The organism is Pseudoalteromonas sp. GABNS16E, assembly GCF_028598715.1.
Taxonomy (GTDB): Bacteria; Pseudomonadota; Gammaproteobacteria; order Enterobacterales; family Alteromonadaceae; genus Pseudoalteromonas; species Pseudoalteromonas atlantica.
The window spans coordinates 71,625-90,738 of the sequence record NZ_JAQREZ010000004.1 but is presented as its reverse complement, the minus strand read 5'-3'; the positions used below and the strand labels follow the sequence as shown (position 1 = coordinate 90,738).

Annotated in this window: 17 protein-coding genes; 13 read left to right on the top strand and 4 right to left on the bottom strand. The window is 41.4% G+C overall.

From position 1 onward, the window contains the following. Nucleotides 1-2 precede the first annotated feature (2 nt). From PSI06_RS03230 to cyoE, 13 genes are all read left to right on the top strand, one after another. Nucleotides 3-1,205, top strand: a complete 1,203-nt coding sequence (locus tag PSI06_RS03230; protein ID WP_004587142.1) for an NADH:ubiquinone reductase (Na(+)-transporting) subunit B — start codon at nucleotides 3-5, stop codon at nucleotides 1,203-1,205. Continuing rightward, nucleotides 1,198-1,950 carry a Na(+)-translocating NADH-quinone reductase subunit C gene (locus PSI06_RS03225; protein WP_004587141.1) on the top strand — a complete coding sequence of 251 codons (753 nt, stop codon included), beginning with the start codon at nucleotides 1,198-1,200 and terminating at the stop codon, nucleotides 1,948-1,950. Before PSI06_RS03230 ends, PSI06_RS03225 begins: the two co-directional genes overlap by 8 nt. After that, a complete protein-coding gene (locus PSI06_RS03220) occupies nucleotides 1,950-2,582 on the top strand; it encodes an NADH:ubiquinone reductase (Na(+)-transporting) subunit D (protein WP_004587140.1) in 633 nt (210 codons plus the stop codon). The genes PSI06_RS03225 and PSI06_RS03220 overlap by 1 nt, the downstream gene beginning before the upstream one ends. A 10-nt stretch (nucleotides 2,583-2,592) precedes the next feature. After that, nucleotides 2,593-3,201 carry an NADH:ubiquinone reductase (Na(+)-transporting) subunit E gene (gene nqrE, locus PSI06_RS03215; protein WP_004587139.1) on the top strand — a complete coding sequence of 203 codons (609 nt, stop codon included), beginning with the start codon at nucleotides 2,593-2,595 and terminating at the stop codon, nucleotides 3,199-3,201. 18 nt (nucleotides 3,202-3,219) lie between these two features. After that, on the top strand, nucleotides 3,220-4,449 hold the full coding sequence (gene nqrF / locus PSI06_RS03210) for an NADH:ubiquinone reductase (Na(+)-transporting) subunit F (RefSeq protein ID WP_004587138.1): 1,230 nt from the start codon (nucleotides 3,220-3,222) through the stop codon (nucleotides 4,447-4,449). Nucleotides 4,450-4,547: 98 nt separating this feature from the next. Further along, on the top strand, nucleotides 4,548-5,579 hold the full coding sequence (locus PSI06_RS03205) for an FAD:protein FMN transferase (RefSeq protein WP_096042110.1): 1,032 nt from the start codon (nucleotides 4,548-4,550) through the stop codon (nucleotides 5,577-5,579). A gap of 162 nt (nucleotides 5,580-5,741) precedes the next feature. Continuing rightward, nucleotides 5,742-5,954, top strand: a complete 213-nt coding sequence (gene nqrM, locus PSI06_RS03200) for a (Na+)-NQR maturation NqrM (protein WP_004587136.1) — start codon at nucleotides 5,742-5,744, stop codon at nucleotides 5,952-5,954. A 1,160-nt stretch (nucleotides 5,955-7,114) separates the two neighbouring features. Beyond that, nucleotides 7,115-7,534, top strand: a complete 420-nt coding sequence (locus tag PSI06_RS03195; RefSeq protein WP_004587448.1) for a hypothetical protein — start codon at nucleotides 7,115-7,117, stop codon at nucleotides 7,532-7,534. Between the two features lie 310 nt (nucleotides 7,535-7,844). Next, nucleotides 7,845-8,798: a ubiquinol oxidase subunit II gene (gene cyoA, locus PSI06_RS03190; RefSeq protein ID WP_054983207.1), complete on the top strand. Its 954-nt coding sequence runs from the start codon at nucleotides 7,845-7,847 to the stop codon at nucleotides 8,796-8,798. A gap of 2 nt (nucleotides 8,799-8,800) precedes the next feature. Continuing rightward, a complete protein-coding gene (gene cyoB, locus PSI06_RS03185; RefSeq protein WP_004587446.1) occupies nucleotides 8,801-10,789 on the top strand; it encodes a cytochrome o ubiquinol oxidase subunit I in 1,989 nt (662 codons plus the stop codon). Next, complete coding sequence (cyoC, locus tag PSI06_RS03180; protein ID WP_004587445.1) at nucleotides 10,786-11,421, top strand: cytochrome o ubiquinol oxidase subunit III; 636 nt, start codon at nucleotides 10,786-10,788, stop codon at nucleotides 11,419-11,421. Before cyoB ends, cyoC begins: the two co-directional genes overlap by 4 nt. After that, nucleotides 11,421-11,777, top strand: coding sequence for a cytochrome o ubiquinol oxidase subunit IV (gene cyoD / locus PSI06_RS03175; RefSeq protein ID WP_004587444.1), 357 nt, complete (start codon nucleotides 11,421-11,423; stop codon nucleotides 11,775-11,777). The genes cyoC and cyoD overlap by 1 nt, the downstream gene beginning before the upstream one ends. A 9-nt stretch (nucleotides 11,778-11,786) precedes the next feature. Next, nucleotides 11,787-12,671: a heme o synthase gene (cyoE, locus tag PSI06_RS03170; protein WP_004587443.1), complete on the top strand. Its 885-nt coding sequence runs from the start codon at nucleotides 11,787-11,789 to the stop codon at nucleotides 12,669-12,671. A 66-nt stretch (nucleotides 12,672-12,737) separates the two neighbouring features. Here cyoE and PSI06_RS03165 read toward each other — a convergent pair whose 3' ends face one another. The 4 genes from PSI06_RS03165 to PSI06_RS03150 form a co-directional block, all read right to left on the bottom strand. Then, nucleotides 12,738-13,403, bottom strand: coding sequence for a hypothetical protein (locus PSI06_RS03165; protein WP_273602870.1), 666 nt, complete (start codon nucleotides 13,401-13,403; stop codon nucleotides 12,738-12,740). 133 nt (nucleotides 13,404-13,536) lie between these two features. Beyond that, on the bottom strand, nucleotides 13,537-15,489 hold the full coding sequence (locus PSI06_RS03160; RefSeq protein WP_273602871.1) for a phytase: 1,953 nt from the start codon (nucleotides 15,487-15,489) through the stop codon (nucleotides 13,537-13,539). 11 nt (nucleotides 15,490-15,500) lie between these two features. Then, complete coding sequence (locus PSI06_RS03155) at nucleotides 15,501-16,475, bottom strand: metallophosphoesterase (protein WP_273602872.1); 975 nt, start codon at nucleotides 16,473-16,475, stop codon at nucleotides 15,501-15,503. 64 nt (nucleotides 16,476-16,539) lie between these two features. After that, nucleotides 16,540-18,834 carry a TonB-dependent receptor plug domain-containing protein gene (locus PSI06_RS03150; RefSeq protein ID WP_273602873.1) on the bottom strand — a complete coding sequence of 765 codons (2,295 nt, stop codon included), beginning with the start codon at nucleotides 18,832-18,834 and terminating at the stop codon, nucleotides 16,540-16,542. Nucleotides 18,835-19,114 lie beyond the last annotated feature (280 nt).

Below are 19,114 nucleotides of genomic sequence, written 5' to 3'. Positions count from 1 at the left end.
AGATGGGTTTAAAGAAATTTTTAGAAGACATTGAGCCGCATTTTGAACCAGGTGGTAAACACGAAAAATGGTACGCCCTGTATGAAGCAGCCGCGACTATTTTTTACACGCCAGGTTATGTAAATAAAGGCGCAACTCACGTTCGCGATAATATCGACCTAAAACGCATGATGATTTTAGTGTGGATGGCGACGTTCCCAGCTATGTTTTTTGGTATGTTCAACATCGGTCATCAGGCCGCAGGTGCTTTAGCACAAGGTTTTGAACTAGCAAACTCTTGGCAGGTTGGCTTGTTCCAGTTATTTGGTGGTGAATTAACCGCTGAGTCGGGCTGGGGCGCTAAAATGTTCTACGGGGCATGTTTCTTCTTACCAATATACGCCGTTACTTTTGCAGTAGGTGGTTTTTGGGAAGTACTATTTGCTTCTGTGCGTAAGCATGAAGTTAACGAAGGTTTCTTCGTAACCTCTGTATTATTTGCACTTATTTTGCCTGCGACTATTCCTTTATGGCAAGTGGCGTTAGGTATTACGTTTGGTGTTGTTATTGCTAAAGAAATCTTTGGTGGTACAGGCCGTAACTTCTTAAACCCTGCATTAGCGGGCCGTGCGTTCTTATTCTTCGCATACCCTGCACAAATTTCAGGTGACACAGTATGGACTGCAGTAGACTCGTTCTCTGGTGCAACTATGCTAGGTCAAGCGTTTGTAGGCACTCTTGATTACAGCAACATGGAGCTATGGTGGAATGCGTTTTACGGTTTCATTCAAGGTTCTGTAGGTGAGACATCTACGCTTGCTGTGCTTATTGGTGGCTTATTCTTAATTTACGTTCGCATCGCTTCTTGGCGCATTGTACTAGGTGTATTCCTAGGTATGGTGGCAACTGCATTCTTATTAAATGCGGTTGGCTCTGAGAGCAACCCTGTATTTGCAATGCCTTGGCATTGGCATTTAGTACTGGGTGGTTTTGCGTTTGGTATGTTCTTTATGGCTACTGACCCTGTATCAGCTGCATTTACCGATAAAGGTAAGTTCGCATACGGCGCGCTTATTGGCTTTATGGTTGTTATGATCCGTGTAGTAAACCCTGCTTTCCCAGAAGGCATGATGCTAGCAATCTTATTTGCTAACTTATTTGCTCCACTGTTCGATCACTTTGTAGTGCAAGCTAATATCAAGCGGAGGTTGGCACGTAATGTCTAGTAATAACGAATCAATCGGCAAAACGTTAACGGTTGTTGTAGCACTATGTTTAGTGTGTGCAATTATTGTATCGTTTGCTTCTGTACAGCTTCGTCCTTTACAGCAAGCTAATAAAACTCAAGATATTCAACGTAATATCTTAGCAGCAGCTGATATTGAAATCGCAAACTCTGTATCTGACACATTCGATGGCAAAATCGAAGCACGTGTTGTTGATATGGACACTGGCGAATTTGTTGAAGATGCTGATCCAAACTCATTTGATTTCGAAAAATCGAAATTCGACCAACAAAGAAGTTTTGCACTTAAAGCAGAAGGGATTAAGGACATCGCTGGTATTCAGCGTATGACTAAAAACTCACCTGTTTACATCTCTAAAAAAGAAGATGGCTCTACAGATGCAATCATTTTACCTATCCAAGGTTACGGCCTTTGGGGTGTAATGTATGGTTTCTTAGCGCTTGAAAGCGATGGCGAAACAGTTAAAAACATCAACTTTTACAAGCATAGCGAAACACCAGGCCTGGGTGGCGAAATTCAAAACCCACAATGGACAGCTAAATGGCAAGGTAAAGAGTTACCTATTAACATTATGAAAAGCGGTGCTAGCAACGAACATCAAATTGATGGTTTATCAGGTGCTACACTAACTTCTAATGGTGTTGATCACACAGTTGACTTTTGGACTGGTGAAAACGGCTTTGGTCCTTTCCTTGCGAAGGTACGTGAAGGAGCGTTGAAATAATGGCTGATACTAAAGAAATGAAGTCGGTCCTATTTGGTCCGGTTTTAGCTAACAACCCAATCGCATTACAAGTACTTGGTATTTGTTCTGCTCTGGCGGTAACGTCTAGCTTAAAAAATGCCTTAATCATGTCAATTGCTTTGACATTAGTAACGGCGTTTTCTAGCTTGTTCATTTCAAGCATTCGTAACCACATACCTTCATCAGTACGTATTATCGTACAGATGACGATCATTGCTTCACTAGTAATTGTTGTAGACCAAGTATTACAAGCATTCTCTTACGCTACGGCGAAAGAGCTTTCTGTATTCGTTGGCCTAATCATTACTAACTGTATTGTAATGGGTCGTGCTGAAGCGTACGCAATGAAGTCGCCGCCACTTATGTCATTTTTAGATGGTATTGGTAATGGCTTAGGCTACTCAGTGGTATTACTTACTGTTGGTTTCATTCGTGAGCTATTTGGTAAGGGAACACTATTCGGTGTTGATATTATCCCATTAGTACAAGATGGTGGTTGGTATCAACCTATGGGTCTATTGATTTTACCACCGAGTGCATTCTTCATCATTGGTTTATTCATATGGGTACTTCGTACTTATAAGAAAGACCAAGTAGAAGCTAAAGCGTAAGGGGCAAGCAGTGGAACATTATATTAGTTTATTTGTAAAAGCGGTTTTTATTGAAAACTTAGCTTTAGCTTTCTTCCTAGGTATGTGTACTTTCTTAGCAGTATCTAAAAAAGTAACTACATCAATTGGCCTAGGTGTAGCCGTTATTGTGGTACTGGGTATTTCTGTACCAGTAAATAACTTGGTTTACCATGCCGTACTTGCACCGGGTGCATTAGAGTGGCTTGGTTACCCTGAAGCAGACCTTAGCTTTTTACGTTTCTTAACGTTCATTGGTGTTATTGCAGCACTCGTGCAAATTTTGGAAATGGCATTAGATAAGTTTTTCCCTGCACTTTACAACGCATTAGGTATCTTCTTACCACTAATCACAGTTAACTGTGCGATTTTTGGTGCGGTATCATTCATGGTTGAGCGTAACTATAACTTCGGCGAGTCTGTTGTTTATGGTGTTGGCGCTGGTGTTGGTTGGGCGCTTGCAATTACATTACTTGCAGGTATCCGTGAGAAAATGAAATATTCAGACGTGCCAGATGGCCTACGTGGTTTAGGTATTACCTTCATCACTGTTGGTTTAATGGGTCTTGGCTTTATGTCATTCTCTGGTATTTCACTGTAAAGGTAGCGAGGATAAATCATGAGTTATGAGATTTTCTTAGGCGTTGGTGTTTTCATCGCTATCGTTGTACTACTAGTTTTAGTTATCATTGGTGCTAAATCTAAGTTAGTTGCAAGCGGTGACATAATCATCGGTATTAATGGCGATCCAGACAAAGCCATTAAAACATCAGCAGGTAGCAAGCTTTTAGGCGCGCTATCTGAGTCAGGTATTTTCGTATCATCTGCGTGTGGTGGCGGTGGCTCTTGTGGTCAGTGTCGTGTACACATTAAAGAAGGTGGTGGCGATATCTTACCAACAGAACTTGATCACATTTCTAAAGGTGAAGCCCGTGAAGGCTGTCGTTTAGCGTGTCAGGTAAATGTTAAAAACGACATGGAAATTGAACTTGAAGAGTCAATTTTCGGTGTTAAAAAATGGGATTGTGAAGTTATCTCTAACGATAACAAAGCAACGTTCATTAAAGAGCTTAAGCTACAAATTCCAGATGGCGAATCAGTGCCTTTCCGTGCGGGTGGTTACATCCAAATCGAAGCGCCTGCTCACCATGTTAAATACGCAGATTTCGATATTCCTGAAGAGTATCGTGGCGACTGGAATCACTTTGGTTTCTTCGACCTGGAGTCAAAAGTAGACGACGAAACAATTCGTGCATACTCAATGGCTAACTACCCAGAAGAAGAAGGCATTATCATGCTTAACGTGCGTATTGCTACGCCGCCGCCAAGAAACCTGAGCCTACCATGTGGTAAAATGTCATCGTACATTTGGTCACTTAAAGCAGGCGACAAGGTAACTATTTCAGGTCCATTTGGTGAGTTCTTCGCTAAAGACACCGACGCTGAAATGGTATTCGTAGGTGGTGGTGCAGGTATGGCACCAATGCGTTCACATATCTTTGACCAACTTAAGCGTTTAAACTCTAAGCGTAAGATTAGTTTCTGGTATGGTGCACGTTCTGAGCGTGAAATGTTCTATGTTGAAGATTTCGATGGCTTAGCAGCTGAAAACGATAACTTTGTATGGCATACCGCATTGTCTGACCCACAACCAGAAGATAACTGGGAAGGTTACACAGGCTTTATCCATAACGTACTTTATGAAAACTACTTGAAAGATCATGAAGCGCCAGAAGATTGTGAGTTCTACATGTGTGGTCCTCCAATGATGAACGCGGCTGTTATCGGCATGCTTAAAGACCTAGGTGTAGAAGACGAAAACATCTTACTAGATGACTTCGGTGGCTAACACCCATATCAAAACAGCTTAGTTTTGGTTAAAATACGGGCCTCGTCGCACTTTGTGCTACGGGGCTTTTTTTATTTTATTTTACATGGGCTAATTTAATGAACAGAGTAAGCAGTTCTCAAGGCGCTATCAGTATTTTTTTATTAACTATAATGCTATTTATCTCTGGCTGTGGGGCTGATAAAACACCTCAGGAGGTATTTTTAGAAGGCAAAACGATGGGCACCACCTATCATATTAAATACTTTGCCGACGATAAAAGCGTTGATGCCACTAAATTACAGCAGCAAATAGATACGCAATTGAAAGCGGTTAATCAGTCTATGTCTACGTATATCCCCGATTCCGAAATTAACACATTTAATAAATTACCCGCCAACCAAGTTATGCCAATTAGTGAAGACTTTAGGGCTGTGGTGAGTGAATCGATTCGTTTAGGTAAGTCGACCAAAACGCTCGATGTTACGATGGGCCCGTTAATAGATTTATGGGGCTTTGGACCTGATAAAAAACCAACTAAGCGCCCAAGTGATGAAGCACTTGCTGCAATGATTGAAAAAATTGGTGTAGATAAACTTAATCTTACTGAGCAGGGCCTTGCTAAAACAGTTGATGGTTTAGAGCTGTCGTTTTCGGCCACAGCGAAAGGGTATGGCATTGATAAAGTAGCGCAATTACTTGAAAGCCAAAATATTAGTAACTACATGGTAGAAATAGGTGGGGAGCTGCGCATTGGCGGTGAAAAGCCAAATAACCAAGATTGGAAAATCGCGATAGAGCAGCCAGATGCGCCACCAGGCGAGCGAAAAGTTCACCGTGTATTAGCGCCCGGTACGAATGGCATTGCAACATCAGGTGACTACCGTATTTTTTATAAAATGGATGGCGAAACTTACACTCATTTAATTGACCCAGTAACAGGCATGCCAATCAAACATGACTTAGTGTCGGTTACTGTATTACATCCTAGTGCAATGACCGCAGATGGCTTAGCAACCGCATTAACGGTTATGGGAATGGACGATGCTAAAGCATACGCTGAAAAGCACGATTTACCTGTGTACTTAATGGCTAAATCAGACAAAGGCATTGTGACTTACGCGAGCACTGCTTTTAAACCTTATTTGTAATATAATGGCGTTTAGCTAAAGCTTTATTCGTGCTAAACGCATATTACAACCGATTTTTTGAAATAGACTTCTCTCGCATCTATGTGGGTTTTGGGTGTATAATTTAGCGGTCGCTCAACAGTGTTTGAGCATAATTTATTGCTGATCAATAGGGGCTAAGCAATGTCACTTTTTCTTCTTACATTTGGTTTATTAATTTTAATCGTGATAGCTATGGCTGTTGGTATGATCGTGCAAAGAAAATCTATGGCAAGTAGTTGCGGTGGATTAGGCTCGGTAGGTATTGATAAAGCCTGTGATTGTGACGATCCATGTGATAAGCGTAAAAAGCGTATGGCTAAAGAGCAAGCTTGGAAAGAAAACCAAATTATTTAAGCAGTAGCTTAATGACAAAAAGCGCCATATGGCGCTTTTTTTGTACCTGTATATTTAGTGCTCATATCTTCTTTTAATTAAACACAACCTTAATGTATTAGACCAAGGTCTATAGTTTAGTTTTTTTCACCTATTAGGTTTATTTTTCTCGTTTGTCAAATTGGAGCTAACACTCTAAAGTTTAACCATAGACACAGAGCAAGGCTCCAGTCATAAGTTTGAGGCATAAAGTTAGCCTCGCTTAAAAGAATCTTTATATTGTGTGTGAAGATGTTGTCAGTGTGAAAGGCAACTCAAGGTCGGTGGTGACCGGTTTTGAGTTGTTTTTATTCTCTACAATTGCCACGCAGTGTAAACCAAGAATCTTTATATTGTGTGTGAAGATGTTGTCAGTGTGAAAGGCAACTCAAGGTCGGTGGTGACTGGTTTTGAGTTGTTTTTATTCTCTACAATTGCCGCGCAGTGTAAACCAAGAATCTTTATATTGTGTGTGAAGATGTTGTCAGTGTGAAAGGCAACTCAAGTTCGGTGGTGACTTAGCTTGAGTTGTTTTTATTCCCTACAATTGCCACGCAGTGTAAACCAAGAATCTTTATATTGTGTGTGAAGATGTTGTCAGTGTGAAAGGCAACTCAAGGTCGGTGGTGACCGGTTTTGAGTTGTTTTTATTCCCTATAATTGCCACGCAGTGTAAACCAAGAATCTTTATATGTGTGTGAAGATGTTGTCAGTGTGAAAGGCGGCTCAAGTTCGGTGGTGACTGAATTTGGGCTGTTTTTGTTTGTGCGGCTTTATTTTTAACTTCATTAATCCCCCTTATCTCTACTCCTCAACCTACCTAAATATAAAATATTTATAAACTAAGTCTTTATTTTTATTATGTTATTTTTTATTAACAAAATAGCTGCGAAAGCTTAACGCAAAACTTTATATTTTTTGTTGAACCGAAAACTGTCTTTGTTATACTCAGCATCGAACTTTCAGTAAGTTTTGAAAGTTTGTTTGATACGGATCAATTCTCACTAGGTAAATGTGTGCTAGCCGGTTTGATTGTATTTAGCACCTCGTTTTAGGGCTTACAGCAGCAATGTTTTTTAATTTTTCCATTGCGCGCTTTATTACTCTAATTTTGTTATTAGTCATTTAGTAGGTTAATGTCTTTGAACACACTTTCTTTGCATCATACAAATACGGCTTTTGCTTCTAGCAAACCGCACACGTGTGAGCGCTTGAATAAAGCGGGCAAGGGCGTGTGTGTCGCTATAACATTATTAGTGTTTAATACGGTAATGCTGCTAAGTGGTGCATTAGAGGATGCCTTTCAGCTTGAAGCGTTGTTTAGCAATGGCTCTATTGTTGAGCCTGTTTTGCTGCACATTACGCAATTTTTAGCTCATCCGATCATATCTAGTCAGTTACTCATTGGCCTTTGCTGGTTATTGTTCCATATTTTTCCGGCGCGTCGTGCTGGAATTATCCTTCGTAAAGCCGCTTTCGCTTTTCGCGAGGCAAAAGTACACCAACCTGTGTCCGCTGCACATGGTTGTCGTGCTCCACCTAGCTTTACAGGTTGTCTGTAAGGCTTCACTTGTTGCTGGTTTTAATTATTTTTTCTTGCTGTAAATAATTAAAGTTTGCATTAGCAATGTAGCCGCGTGTTTTAATCACGTCAGCCAACCAACACTCACCCAAGTTAACTTTTATTACGTTATATAAATGCGTTTAGAAGCTGGGTTTGTTGCTAGGTATTTTTTGCATCCACTTGCAGCGGGTTCAGTCCCCTTTATTTTTATAATTTAGTTCTAGTTAACTTGGGTTTTTATTGAAAAATCGTTGCTTAATTTTTATTTAAAGCAGCAAATTAAAACTCTAGGTTTGTAGGATACTCCCTTGTTAATTCGTAACCTTTGTAATATTGCTTTAGCTAGTACGGTGCTGGCGTTGTCAGGCTGTAAAGGCGGGATACTCGATCCAAAAGGTCAAATAGGTATTGATGAGAAAAACTTAATCATCATTGCTACTGTCCTTATGCTGCTCGTAGTAATCCCCGTTATTGTGATGACTTTGTATTTCGCATGGAAATACCGAGACACACAAGATCATGAAATTTATGCACCAAAATGGGCTCATTCAAATAAGATTGAAGCCGTTGTTTGGGCTGTTCCTATTGTTATCGTTATTATTTTAGGTGTTATTACCTGGCAGTCTACCCAAGACTTAGACCCCTATAAACCTATTGAAGGTAAAGGCGAGCACCTCACTGTAGAGGTGGTTTCATTAAACTGGAAGTGGCTATTTATTTACCCAGAGCAAGGTATTGCAACGGTAAATGAATTGGTATTTCCGGCAAATGTGCCGGTGGAATACAAAATCACTTCAGAAAGCACAATGAACTCGTTTTTTATTCCTCAGCTAGGTAGTCAAATTTATTCTATGGCAGGCATGGAAACCAAGCTTCATTTAATCGCAAACGAGCCGGGCACATTTAAAGGCTTTTCTGCTAATTACAGTGGCGCAGGTTTTACCGGTATGAAGTTCAATGCCATTGCCACCCCAACACAAGCTGATTTTGACACGTGGGTAACAAGCGTTAAAGCCAATGCTAATAACCTCACGCATGCCAATTATGTTGAACTTGCAAAAGCCAGTGAAAACAATCCTGTTGCCTATTATGGCAAGGTCGACGACGGCCTATTTCATACCATTGTTATGAAGTATATGCAGGCACATGGCGATATGAACAAAAAACATCAAGCAATGAGCGAACATGGGCAAATGAGCAAAAAGCACCATGAAATGAATGAACACGCAATGCCTTCATCTCACAGCCAGGGCGAGGAATAATAATGTCGTTTTTAGGTAAACTTTCACTCGACGCAATTCCGTTTCATGAGCCAATTATAATGGTTACCATGACGGTGATAGCGATTGCCGGGCTTATTATTGCCGGGCTTATTACTAAATATAAAAAGTGGGGCGTGCTTTGGCACGACTGGATCACCTCTGTTGATCATAAACGCTTAGGCGTAATGTACATCTTTTTAGCATTAATAATGCTGTTTCGTGGTTTTTCTGATGCCATTATGATGCGTGCGCAGTTAGCACTTGCTACTAGCGGTGCACCAGGTTATTTGCCTCCTGAGCATTACGACCAAATATTTACAGCGCACGGCGTTATCATGATCATATTTATGGCTATGCCATTTATGATTGGCCTAATGAACATTGTATTGCCACTACAAATTGGCGCACGCGATGTCGCTTTTCCATTTTTAAATAACCTAAGTTTTTGGTTTACTGCCAGCGGTGCCATTTTAATTAACTTGTCGCTTGTATTTGGTGAGTTTGCAAAAACAGGTTGGGTGGCGTATCCGCCGCTTTCGGAGCTGACTTTTAGCCCTGGGGTGGGGGTCGATTATTATATATGGGCCTTGCAAATTTCTGGGCTCGGTACGCTTTTAACTGCAGTAAACTTTTTAGCGACTGTGTTTAAAATGCGTGCCCCAGGTATGACCCTAATGAAAATGCCAATTTTTACATGGGCATGTACATGGGCAAATATTTTAATTGCAGCATCTTTCCCTATTTTAACTGCTGTGCTGGGCATGCTAACGCTTGACCGTTACCTTGATTTTCACTTTTTTACCAATGCAGCGGGCGGCAACGCCATGATGTACATCAACCTGTTTTGGGCGTGGGGTCACCCTGAGGTTTATATTTTAGTACTGCCTGCTTTTGGTATTTTTTCTGAAATTATCTCAACCTTTGCCGGTAAACGTTTATTTGGTTACAAATCGATGGTGTATGCCAGCGGTGCAATCTCTATTTTAGGTTTTATTGTTTGGCTACACCACTTTTTCACCATGGGGTCGAGCGCCAACGTTAATGCGTTCTTTGGGGTAATGACCATGGTTATTGCCGTCCCAACTGGCGTTAAGCTATTCAACTGGTTGTTTACCATTTACCGCGGCCGTTTACGTATTAGCGTTCCTGTACTTTGGACATTAGGCTTTATGGTTACCTTTACAGTAGGCGGTATGACCGGCGTATTACTGGCTATTCCGGGTGCCGATTACGTGTTGCATAACAGTTTATTCTTAATTGCGCATTTCCATAACACAATCATTGGTGGCGCTGTATTTGGCTACCTTGCAGGTTTTGTATTTTGGTTCCCTAAAGCAATGGGCTTTAAGCTTAGCGAAAAATGGGGTAAAGCGTCTTTCTGGTGTTGGATAGTTGGTTTCTTCGTGGCGTTTATGCCGTTGTATGTACTTGGTTTTTTAGGTATGACACGTCGCTTAAACCACACTAATAACCCAGATTGGAACATGTGGTTATACATTGCAGCAGGCGGTGCTGTCATTATTATGTTTGGTATTATTTTCCAAGTCGTGCAGCTCTTTGTTAGCTTTAGAGACCGCGAAGCACTTGACGATACAACCGGCGACCCGTGGAACGGCCATACACTAGAATGGGCAACTAGCTCACCTCCACAAGTGTATAACTTTGCAACTATTCCTCACGTTGATGACATTGATGCCTGGACCGAAGCGAAAGAAAAAGGCCAAGCGTATCAAACAAAAGCAAGCTACAGCCCAATTCATATGCCTAAAAACACAGCATCTGGGGTGTTAATTGCAGCAAGCTTAACTGTATTTAGCTTTGCCATGATCTGGCATATCTGGTGGTTAGCTGCCGTTGGTTTTGTTGGCGCAATTGCCTTATTTATCAAGCGTTGTTACACCAGCGATGTTGATTACTATATACAACCTGATGAAATTGCACGTATTGAAGCTGCGTATAATTCTAGTGGAAATAAGGAGCTAAGCGCGTGAGTACACTATCTGCGAATGTAGAAACTGCCCATTTAGACTCAGTTTCGCACGATGCTCATGCACATGAGCATCACGATACCTCTGGCGATACAATCTTTGGCTTTTGGTTATACCTAATGACCGATTGCCTATTATTTGCCTCGTTTTTTGCCACTTACGCCGTGCTGTTTATGAACACAGCCGGTGGTGTATCAGGTAAAGACATTTTTGAACTCGACTTTGTTGCAGTAGAAACCGCTGCGTTACTCATTAGTAGTATTACTTTTGGCTTTGCCATGATTGCCGCACAAGGGCAAAAAAAGGCACTAACACTCACCTGGTTGTTTATTACCTTTTGTTTAGGTGCTGTGTTTATAGGCATGGAAATTTACGAATTTCACCACCTAATTGTGCATGGTAATGGTCCACAACAAAGTGCCTTTTTAACCTCATTCTTCTCGTTAGTAGGCTTACATGGTTTACACGTAACTGCGGGTCTAATTTGGATGAGTATTATGATGATAGAAGTAGCTAAACGTGGCTTAGGTAAACAAACAGTAACACGCTTAAGCTGCCTAAGCCTATTTTGGCACTTCTTAGACATTGTTTGGATTTGTGTATTTACCGTTGTTTATTTAATGGGAGCAATGTAATGAGCCACAGCGAAGCGCACGCATTAAAGCAAATGCAAAACGAGCACCATGATGAGTCTCATGGCAGTGTTAAAACGTACTTAATTGGCTTTGTGCTATCAATAATTTTAACCGCGATACCGTTTTACATGGTAATGGAAGGCGACTTTTCAAAAGTAACTACGCTTTGGAGCATTGTTACTTTAGCTATTGTACAAATTTGGGTGCACTTAAAATACTTTTTACACCTTAATTTTACGACAGAAGATGGCCGTGCAAGTACCTTCTCATTTTTATTCAGTGCCCTAATTATCGTCATGGTTGTTGGGTTATCGGTTTGGATAATTTACGAATCTAACGCAATGATGATGTACTAGGAGTTGAAGATGTTTCGTCGTTATTTATCAGTGACTAAGCCAGGCATTATTATGGGCAACCTTATCAGCGTTGCAGGCGGTTTTTTACTTGCCTCGCGCGGGGATATAGACCCATGGCTAATGGTTGTTACGCTTATTGGCTTGTCACTTGTGGTTGCATCGGGCTGTGCTATCAACAATGTAATTGATAGAGACATAGATGTAGCCATGGCACGTACTCGTACGCGGGTAACAGTAACAGGCGAAATGTCGGCCTTTGCTGCACTGAGTCACGGGGTTTTATTGGGGGTTGTAGGGTTTGGTTTACTCATTGCTTACACCACACAAGCCGCGGTATTTTTTGCAGCGTTTGGCTATGTCATTTATGTTGGGGTTTATAGCCTTTACATGAAGCGCAACTCAGTTTATGGCACGTTTGTAGGTAGCCTTTCTGGCGCAGTGCCTCCTGTTGTTGGTTACTGCGCTGTAACCGGGCAGTTCGATATAGGTGCATTAATATTATTAGTTATGTTTAGTCTGTGGCAAATGCCGCATTCATATGCTATTGCTATTTTTCGCTTTAAAGATTACCAAGCCGCAGGTATTCCCGTATTACCCGTAGCGCAAGGTATTGATAAAGCGAAGCGCCATATTGTACTTTATATTGCTGTGTACGCTTTAGTTGTAATGCTATTACCAATAAGTGGCTACACTGGCGCAGCCTTTATGGCTGTGGCGTGTATTACCAGTTTTTGGTGGTTACTTATGGCACTGCGTGGCTATCGCCGTAATGTTAATTTAACGAGCTGGGCACGCCAAGTGTTTGCTTTTTCTATTATAAATATTACAGCACTCAGTATTGCCATGGCCGTTGACTACCACAGCGCAGCGCCACAACTGCTTACACTGATATAATTTTTAAAACTTTATATTTCCAAAGTTAATCCAAAGGCTCGAAAGGGCCTTTTTTCATGTTTGAAACTATTTTTTTAAACTTTCTGCTTCGTAAAATAAAGGTTTTAGGGTGCCGCAGTTTATAAATTTATACGTTAACTCATTCTGGCTAGGAAGGAGGGTTGAGGTTCTAAATTTTTGCATACAGGCATTTACTAAATCTACAAAAATTAAGTGGCTGAAACTAGGTGCTTGGCTAATTTTATGTATGTAAATTCGCTCTGTGCTACCTAGGTCTATCATGTCGTATTCTTGCCACTGGCTAGGTTTAGCTAAATCTTTTAATTGGCGAGCATATAGCTGTTTACTCATTTCTATTGTTCTGTTTGTGTAAATTAGGCTGCCTGCTTTTTTGTAATTGCCTTCGTACACATCTGCGGTAATGGTTATTTCTTCACCGCGCATTAAGCGTTGAATATTAAAAGGTTTGGGCTTTAGCGTTATAAGCTCTGCGTTGCGCACAATATCTAAAAAAGCCACATCGGGGTTTTTAATCCTATACACCACTTGTACATCGTGAGGTAATTTATAGCCGGGTAAGTTAAACGCATAAATTCCTGAACCTTTATTCACCAGTGCTATTGCATGCTCTGCATTGTATTTGGGGTTGAGTGGTGGCAATTCTGCTGCCTCTTCCTCAGCAAAAGCGTATCCGCTTATAGTAATGAGCAACAATGTAAGAAGTAAACGCATAATAATCTCAATTAATTTATGAGCTTAAAGTGTAGTATATAGCTTTAATAACTCTAAATTTAATAGGTTTATTTTAAATACACATAGTAAAAAGGCTCGTAAGAGCCTTATTGCGTTTAAATATGGTAGGTTTTTACTTAATCGCTTTTTTAACTTCACGCCAGTCAATAATTTTAAAATTTTGTGGTTGTAGTGGCATACGGTTGTAGCCGTCTTGCACTATAAGCATGCCTTCAGGATAGCCTGGTAAAGGTTTTGCTGTAACGGTTAAGCCGTCTGTTTCACCTGCGCCATCAATGCCTTTATCTAGATTAGCAATCACATTAAATTTACCTGCAAAGCTTAGGCTAGGCTGCGTATTATCTGATATTTTATAAAGCACATAGCTATTATCGCCTTGGCTTGATACTACTAAATAGCGCTTATCATCAGCATGATAGATTTCCATGCCTTCAACATCTGCCACAAGTTGCTCATTTATACCTTGTAGCATGACCGCTTTGTTGCCAGAAGTTGGCTCAGCACCGATATACCAAATGCCTGCATCTTCTTCACCTGCAAATAATTGGCCGCGCTTATCATCAGCGCTACAGCCTTCAGGTTGGCTTGGTAGGGTAAACTCTCTAACCAGTTCACCACTTAAATTACTTTGCTCACCGATGAGTTTATATTGCTGGAATAAACCTGATTTATCATTAACAAACACGTATTGACCAGATTCAGACGAATACATACACATACCGTAAATCTCAGGTAGGTTAGTGGCTATTTCTGTCACATGGTTTACTTGGTTATCACTATCGACAGTAAATACGCTAATGCTATTAAGAGTACGGTTACTGGCAGTGATCCACGTATGGGTCTGGTTGTTTATGTCTTGATGTTGGCGCACATCAACATTATTTAAACGCCCAACATTAAGCGATTGTACTTTGCTGCCAGCAAGGTCATAAACCATCAAACCACGGCGTTTATCTGTGCCTAAAATTAAGCTGTTTTTAGCATCTTGCTTATTTATCCAAATAGCCGGATCATCTGCTGCATCACCAAACGCAGCAACCGGTGTAGTTTGTGCGCTGGCATGAAGGTGAGTCATCGCGACATTGTTTTGTGAAGTCGCTGTTTGCGCTGTGTAGTTAACGTTTGCTTGAATGTAAGCGCCTGTTTCATCATCAATTAATACCAGCTGGGCTTGATTGTCATTAATAAAGCTTGCTGCAACAGACTCAATAGTGTGCTCACCTGCCAGCGACCATTGGCTTAGCTTGTCTGTTTGAGCTTGGTAAGCATAAACCTTATTACCATCAGTGGCACTCAGCCATAATGTACCGTCTTGTGATACCGATAGAGCCCCGATTTCACTGTTTAATTCGCCGTATGGCTGTACTAAAGCCACAGGTTGCTTATTGGCAGCTGATTCCGCATCAGCATTAATGGCCCACACTCCGAGCTCTGCCTCACTCACATACAGGGTTTTTGTGTCGTCATTTACTGCACAACCTGAAGCCTCTGTGACTGCAGAGAACTCACGTACTGCGATATTTTTAGCTTGGTTAGTGGCTAAATCATAAATAATGGTTTCGCTGATCAAGCCGCGAACATCTGGCACAAATGCTGATACAGTTTCGTTATTGCTATTTTTAAATAAACACACGGCATCAGGCTGAGCTTGAGGCGGGGTAATACGAGAGAGTTCATTTATCTGCCAAGTTTGACCATTTTTTATAAGCTTAAAAATGGCTACGTTGTCTTGGTTGTTATCTAGAGTTGCCAATAAAAATTGCTGCGCTGATAATTGTTTTAGTGAAATTGACTCAAAGTTACCGGCTAACAGCACACTGCTTTTCTCGTTATCGGCAAGTAATAAGCCCTGGCTTTCGCTCGCCATTAGCGATTGATTATTACCTAGCGCTGCTGCTTGTGAGCCTTGCATGTTTTGTTGTGGGCCAAATAACTTAGCCTCAACAGCCGGCTTTGCTATTTCTGTCGTGTTTTGCGTATCGTCATTACTTGTACAACCGCTAAGCGCAGTTACAAGCACAGCACTTGATAGCACTGCTGAAATTGTATTTAGTTTAAAGTTCATTATTTTATCCTTTACTTATCTATGTGCTTTTCAGTGCTAAAACGTACTTCACCAAGGTGATTAATCGCGCTTACACTGAGAGTTTCGCCATTGATAGAGATACTTAAAAAACCAGGTGTTGCTTCTGCGTAGCGGGTAAATTCACGTTGTTTTACAAACCGTGCTTCACTGCCACCACCAGAGACAAAGTGAGCCACCTTGCTATTTTTTGGTTGGTTGTATTGCAAGTCGTGCTCGTGCCCTGCGATATAAGCGTGCACATTATGACGCTCCAAAATAGGTTCTAAAATGTCGCGAAGCCCTTGGTTGCGGCCAAAGCGTTTACCACTTGAATAAAGCGGGTGATGGCCTACCACAATTTTCCATTTTGCGTTACTGCCAGCAAGTTGGGTTTCAAGCCAATCCAATTGTATTTGATAACTTTGCCCTTGAGTTGAGCGGTATTTTTCACGGGTTTTATATTCAGGTTGAATCGGGTTGGTATCTAAAAACACCATTAACACTTGCTCGTTGTTTTCAAGCGCAAATGTTTTACTGTAGTACCTTGCAGGTAACTGCCAGCGCTGACTTTTTGCGGTGTAGTCAATTTGTGCTTGGGCATTACCCAAGTAATCGTGATTACCTAAAACAACATACCAATCTTCAAATGTGTGCGGGCCATGGTATATGTTCTCAAAGGCTGATTGCCAAAGAGGATCGTTCACACTTGCCACGCCATTTGGGTAAAAGTTATCGCCGGTCGAGACAATAAAATCGGCATCGGTTTGATACATAGCAATTTCTAGCTGATGAGCCACTTCTTTTTGGTAAAAGTGGCCGTTGTGTCCCCAGTCGCCAATTACCATAAAGTTAAGGCTATTAGGCAACGTAGTTAACTTGGCAATTTTTTGTTGCTGATAAAGCGCATCTTTATAAATAATGGGCTCGCCAGCACTGAGCGCTGATGAGCACAGTAGCGCGGCCATTATGAAAGACAATTTAAACATGTTTTAACTCCAAAAAAGCACGCGATGGTTTGCCATTACGTGCTTAAAATGACAATACGTGTGATTAGAATGCGTAACGCAGCATTACTTGAATCACAGGGCCTGCTTCTTCCGATTCAAGCTCGTACTCATCAAATTCACGATTGTTTTGATCATCAAGTGAGTCAAATTTGTTAAAAACTTCATCTTTACTGGCATCCAGTAAGTTTGAACCAACTAGGCGAAGGGTGATGTCATCCCAGCGCTTTTCAACGAATAACTCTAAATCAGCTCCGTAAGAGGTTGTTACTTCTTCACCCACAAAGCGTCCGTATGCATCACCTTGATTACGGTACGTTGCACCGAATGATGCGCGTAGTGTTGGTAAATCTTGGATAAAGCCAACGTTATAAACATAATCTGATTGGTCATTAAATTTACGCTTACCAAAGCTGTCTTCAACTTCACTGTCGAGCCAAGAGTAATTTAAGAAGATACCAGTGTTAGGCATGTTTAAGGCGCTCAGTGGGGTTGATAAATCAAACTCAATACCTTGAACTGTGCCATCACCAGTATTTTGTGGTTGCAGTACAAATGTGCCTTCGCCTTCTGAGCCTTCAACACCTGTACTGGCAATTTCAATAAGGTCGCTAACGTCACGGTAAAATACGTTTACACCTACAACGCCACTTTTACCTAAACGGTATTCGTAACCTAAATCGATACCCCAAGATGATTCTGGTTTAAGGCTTGGGTTGCCTAAAAAGTCATTATCAGCGAGCTCTTCTTCAAGTAGGGCGGGTGTCATGTAGTCAAAGTCAGGGCGACGTAAGCTGCGAGCAACAGAGGCGCTGACTCGTCCGTTATCACTGACGCTGTAACGAAAGTGAGCCGATGGTAAGAAAAAGTCATAATCATTTTCGGCAGTAACGCCTTCATTGGTATCGGTAATACTTGAGTCAGTTGACTCCCAGCGCACCCCCATCTCCCATGAGAACACATCCGCTTCATGCTTGATTAGCGCAAATAAATCAAAACGGTCTTCTTCAAGTTTATTAACACCGCCGTCTACTGGTTCAAATTCGTTGTTAAATTGTGCTAATGACATTGGCGTCTCGCTAAATTGAGCCCATCCAGTCAGTGTTTGCTCACTTTCATCTTCAGCGACAAAAATAGCTGTGTCGCGTTCTTTGCCTTGCACAAAAGCACCAAACTGAACTTCTTTCGAGTCACCTACCAGTAAGCTGTGCTGCCATTGTAATGACCATTCTTTATCATCGATATCAACGGTTTCTTCTGCTTCTTCAAACACCATTGGGAGCTCTGAGGTATCAAGCTCAACTTCTTGTTCGTAAACAGACTCTTCAAAGCTGGCATAGCCTACTTTAAATTTGCTGGTACCGCCCAGTAGGGGCAATTCATAGCCAGAATTAATGTTGTAGTTGGTTTGATCAATAAACGAAACGTTTGCGTTATCTGAGATTAAATTACCACCCTCAACGACAGAGCCTGAGGTTGCAGATGCGTCGTCGTATTCAAAAGAGCGCTCATCTTCAGTACGGTCGGTATCAACCCACATGGCGCTAATATCAAATTTGCCACCGTTATCAAACACCTTTTCAAAGCTGGCATTTAATGATGTGTCATCGCCATCACGAGTATCAGATTGATCTTCACGGTTATCAAAATCGTCTGTTGCATAATTAGGGTTATTTTCAGGGCTATCGCCATAACGTCTGCTTGATTTTTGTTTTGGGTTATAACGACCTTGAAAATTAGCCCCTAGTAGTAAACGTCCACCTGCAAACTCAGTACCGTAAACGCCCGCAAAGCTTTCTTTTAGTTCACCATCATCATAGCGTAAGCCTCCTGCGCGAATGTAACCGCCATCTAAGCTGTAGCCATCGCGAAGTACAATGTTAAGGGTGCCCGCAATTGCATCGGCAGAGCGGTTGGCACTTGATGAACGAATTATTTCTACACGCTCGATTAATTCTGCTGGAATACGGTCAACAAAAAATGAGCGATCAGCGCCAGCGCCTGGAACTTCTTCGCCATTGATTAGTACTTTTGTGTAAGCAGGGCTCAAACCGCGCATACGTGCGCCGTCAGATTCAAGCACATCTGATAAAAACGTCACACTCGGTACACGCTTTAGTGCATCACCTGCGGTGAGTGGTTCAAAACGCTGAAAGTACTCTTGTGAATACTCAAGTGTTGGCGCAAGTTCTTGTGAGCGGTTGCGATAGCCTATTTCGCCATAAACTACTAACTCTTCAGATACTTTTACATCAGTTGTGTGTTCTTCTTGTGCTGCATGTACTGCTAAATTGCAAAGTGATAGCGCTGTTACCAGTGCTTTAAGTTTAAAGTGTGCCATGTAATTTGCTCCTGTTGCTGCTTGGTTTGAAAGCAAACTAATTAAATTAAATGACGCAAATGTGACAACACCCTATTTAGATCAGCAGGTTATTAAGGTTTTAAACGTTTTACCTAGGCGTGTGAGCTAATCGCACTCCCAAGCAATATAGCGTTAATGGGCCATGTGCAGCTTATAAGTAAGTGCATATCATTTAGCTGTCACATCATTGAGCTAATATGACCCTGCTACAAAAAATGCACTTCGGGTAGCATAAATACATACGCAATTTAAATAAGAC